The 3791-nt window shown below is 68.4% G+C and carries 5 protein-coding genes; 3 read left to right on the top strand and 2 right to left on the bottom strand.

The genetic code is table 11. The features are described from left to right. Both C0461_RS13760 and C0461_RS13755 read left to right on the top strand, forming a co-directional pair. Positions 1-195: hypothetical protein (locus C0461_RS13760; RefSeq protein WP_292107802.1), on the top strand; the 195-nt coding region annotated here is incomplete at its 5' end. Further along, entirely contained in the window at positions 192-926 is a 735-nt protein-coding gene (locus C0461_RS13755; protein ID WP_292107800.1) for a TlyA family RNA methyltransferase, read from the top strand. The genes C0461_RS13760 and C0461_RS13755, both read left to right, overlap by 4 nt. A gap of 57 nt (positions 927-983) precedes the next feature. On the opposite strand, the gene C0461_RS13750 is transcribed toward C0461_RS13755, so the two are convergent. Both C0461_RS13750 and C0461_RS13745 read right to left on the bottom strand, forming a co-directional pair. Continuing rightward, positions 984-2441 (bottom strand): sodium:alanine symporter family protein, encoded by a 1458-nt coding sequence (locus C0461_RS13750; RefSeq protein ID WP_292107799.1) that lies wholly within the window; start codon positions 2439-2441, stop codon positions 984-986. 87 nt (positions 2442-2528) lie between these two features. Beyond that, a complete protein-coding gene (locus C0461_RS13745) occupies positions 2529-3050 on the bottom strand; it encodes a 3D domain-containing protein (RefSeq protein WP_292107797.1) in 522 nt (173 codons plus the stop codon). A 143-nt stretch (positions 3051-3193) separates the two neighbouring features. On the opposite strand from C0461_RS13745, the gene C0461_RS13740 reads away from it, so the two are divergent. Then, positions 3194-3791 (top strand): nitroreductase family protein (locus C0461_RS13740; RefSeq protein ID WP_292107796.1); only part of this gene is annotated, 598 nt, incomplete at its 3' end.

Below are 3791 nucleotides of genomic sequence, written 5' to 3'. Positions count from 1 at the left end.
CGCGCGCGGCTGGAGAAGGCGGTGGCGGACTTCGACTCCGATATCGGCCATGTGAACAAGAAGCTGGGCAACCCCAATTTCGTCGCCCGCGCCGCCCCCGAAGTGGTGGACGAACAACGCGAGAAACTGGCCGCCGCCGAGGCGGGCAAGGCGAAGATGCAGGCCGCGCTGAAGCGGCTGGAGGATCTGACCTGAAAACCCGGCTGGACCAGCTACTGGTCGCGCGCGGCCTGTTCGACACCCGCGCCCGCGCCCGCGCCGCCATCGAGGCGGGCGGGGTGAGGGTGAACGGCGAGCCCGCCAAGGCCCCCGCGCAAAAGGTGGAGGAGGACGCCGCCGTCACCGCCGAGCCGGCCCACCGCTTCGTGGGCCGCGCGGCGCTGAAGCTGGATCACGCCCTGACCCTGTGGGCGGTGCCCGTCGAGGGACGTGTGGTGCTGGACGTGGGCGCCTCCACCGGCGGCTTCACCGAGGTGTGCCTTGAGCGCGGCGCCGCGCAGGTCTTCGCCGTGGATGTGGGCCACGCCCAGATGCACCCGGCCGTGGCCGACGACCCGCGCGTGGTCAATATCGAGAAGACTGACGCCCGCACCCTGACGCCGGATATTATCGACCGAGCGCCCGAACTGATTGTCTGCGACGTCAGCTTCATCGGCTTGGCCAAGGCGCTGCCGACGGCCCTGTCGCTGGCGGCGCCGGGGGCGGATCTGGTGACCCTGGTCAAGCCGCAGTTCGAGATGGAGAACCGGGGCGAGGTGGGCCGCAAGGGCGTGGTGCGCGACGCCGAGGCGCGCGCCGCCGCGCTGGACCGCGCCGTGGCCTGGCTGGGCGAGCAGGGCTGGACCGTCCGCGAAACCACCGACAGCCCCATTACCGGCGGCGACGGCAATCGCGAATATCTGGTCTGGGCGACCCTGCGCGGCTGATCGTCTTCAGCCGCCCGAAAGGGCCCTCCCCCGACGGGGAGAGGGCCTTTCGAGCGTCTAGTGGTCCTTGCCCGCTGTCTTCTCACCCCGGGACAGGGCGAAGACTACGGCTGACAGGGCCGCGATGGCGATCAGGTTGGGCAGGGCCATGGTCGCGTTGGCGATGTCGCCCATGCGCCACACGAACTCGATCTCCTGCACCGCGCCGACCATGATCATCATGACCCACAGGAGACGCCACGGAATGGCGACCTTAGGCCCGAACAGGTGGGTGGCCGCCCGCTCGCCGTAATAGCTCCAGGTCAGCAGGGTGGTGAAGACGAACATGATCAGCACCACTGAGGCCACGAAGCCGCCTATGGTGGTGGAGCCGAACAGCAGGTGCGGGAACACCGCCGAATAGGCGGCGAGGGTCATTTCGAACCCGCGCAGGTCCGAGTTCCAGACGTGCTCCACCGTACCGTCTCCGGCCGGGAAGGAGCCTTGCACCGTCAGCAGGACCAGGGCGGTCATGGTGCAGATGATGATGGTGTCGATGAAGGTGCCCATCATGGCGAAGCGGCCCTGACGCGCCGGGTCATCGGTGCGCGCCACGGCGTGGGCCATGGGGGTCGAGCCCTGGCCCGCCTCGTTGGAGAACAGGCCGCGCGCAACACCGGCCCGGATCGCCATCATGACGCCCGCGCCCAGGAAGCCGCCGGTCGCCGCCATGCCGTTGAAAGCGGAATCAAAGATCAGCGCGAAGGAGGCGGGCAGGTCTTCGAAGTTCAGGATCAGGGCCAGGAGCGCCATCAGCAGATAGGCGATGGCCATGAAGGGCACGACCTTCTCGGCCACGCGTCCGATGGACTTGATGCCGCCGATGATGACCACGAACACGATGGCCGCCACGATCACGCCCGCCACCCATGAGGGCACAGGGGCCAGGTTCGTGATCGACGAGGCGATGGAGTTCGCCTGGATCATGTTGCCCGTGGCGATGGACGAGAACAGGGTGCCCAGACAAAACAGGATCGCGAGCCAGGTCCACTTCTTGCCCAGGCCTTTCATGATGTAGCTCATGGGGCCGCCGCGATAGGCTCCGTCCGGCCCGACCTCACGATAGCGGATCGCCAGCGAGCCTTCGGCGAAGGCCAGGGCCATGCCGAACAGGGCCGTGATCCACATCCAGAACAGGGCGCCGGGCCCGCCCAGCGTCAGGGCCGTGGCCACGCCGGCCAGGTTGCCGGTGCCTACCTGCCCGGACAGGGCGGTGGACAGGGCCGCGAAGGGCGAAATCTCGCCCTTGCTGGAATCGCTCTTCTTGAACAGGCCGACGAAGGCCTCGCCCAGCTTCAGGATCGGGTAGAAACGCAGGCCGATCATGATCCAGGCGCCGACGCCCAGCAACACGATGACCATGGGCGGGAAGGGCAGGACGGTTTCACCGCCCCACGTGCCGCCCCAGATGAAATCACTGACGTTGGTCACAGCCTCGTAGAAGGCCTCGATGCCCTGCGGCGCCGGTGTCGTCATATTGGAAAATCCCCCAACGCCCGCACTCACGGGCCGTTACTCGGGGTTACTTAGACGGTAAACGGAGGCCGTGGCCAGCCCCCCGGATCACTCCGCGGGAGGACAGCCGTCGAACGATCCGGCGTCCACCACCGTCAGGGTCGACATGTTCAGCGGCATGACCGGCGCCATCGAGCCGCGGCCGTGGCCGGTGTAGAGATCGATCTTGGCGCCCTTGATGGCCCCGCCGGTATCCGACGCATACCAGAAGCCGTCGTGGGTACGGCCGTCGCCGAGGGGCAAGCCCACCGTCTCGCGGATGAACAGGCGCGTGCGGCGGGGCACGACCCGGGGGTCCACCGCCACCGTCCGCATGGCGATCGGCTGGCAGCCCAGGGAGTCCAGTCCCGTCGCGCCGCCGCCGCCCGCGTGATACAGCCGCGCCGACAGCCGCCAGTCGGGCTCGGCCTCATGCAGCGAGGCCTCCAGAAGCGCCTGCGCCTCGGCCCGGGCATGTTCCTCGGCGATGATGTCGCTATAGGCCACGGGGCCTTGCGGCGCCGGTTCGGCCTGGGCCGTGTCGGCGAACAGCATCATCAGGGCGGCCACGGCGGCGGCGACGGTCAGCATCAACTCGGACTCGGGTAACGCCGGCTCGTGCAATTGCCGGCGCGGGCTGAATGACCCATCGAACGGGCGAAAAAGTGGCGCCCTTGCTGGACGGGTTGACGCGACGGCGGCATGGAACGTCCAGGCTGCTGCAAGAGGTCCGTATGCGCGATCATCCGTCCACGCCCCTGACCGGCTATCCCGTGCGCACGGACGCCGAGATCGTCATGGCTTCGGCCGCCTTCCGCGAGCAGATGGCGCGGCGGCGCACGGTGCGAGAGTTCTCCGACCGTCCCGTACCGCGTCCTGTGGTGGAGCAGGCTCTTCTGACCGCCGGCTCGGCGCCTTCGGGGGCCAACCATCAGCCCTGGTTCTTCATCGTCATCGAAAGCGCCGAGGCCCGCGCCCGCATTCGCCGCGAGGCCGAGGCGGAGGAGCGCGCGTTCTATGCCGACAAGGCGCCGCAGGAGTGGCTGGATGCGCTCGCGCCCTTGGGCACCGATCCTGACAAGAGCTTTCTGGAGACCGCACCCGTCCTGATCGCCGTGTTCGGCCAGAAGCGCGGCGGTCCCCGGCCCGGCGACGACCGGAAGAACTATTATGTCTCCGAAAGCGTCGGCATCGCCACGGGTCTGTTGATCTGCGCCCTGCACCAGGCCGGGCTGGCGACCCTGACCCATACGCCCGCGCCCATGGGCTTTCTGAACGCCATCTGCGGCCGTCCCGGAAGCGAGAAGCCGTTCCTGTTGCTGGTGGCCGGTC

It is taken from the genome of Brevundimonas sp. (assembly GCF_013823285.1).
Lineage (GTDB): Bacteria > Pseudomonadota > Alphaproteobacteria > Caulobacterales > Caulobacteraceae > Brevundimonas.
The sequence above is the reverse complement of the archived record's forward strand: the minus strand, read 5'-3'. Positions and strand labels throughout refer to the sequence as shown.

Bases quoted from the DNA above. Each gene is read 5' to 3' on its own strand.
- C0461_RS13750 (WP_292107799.1), bottom strand. From the start codon at position 2,441: ATGACGACACCGGCGCCGCAGGGCATCGAGGCCTTCTACGAGGCTGTG.
- C0461_RS13745 (WP_292107797.1), bottom strand. From the start codon at position 3,050: ATGCTGACCGTCGCCGCCGCCGTGGCCGCCCTGATGATGCTGTTCGCC.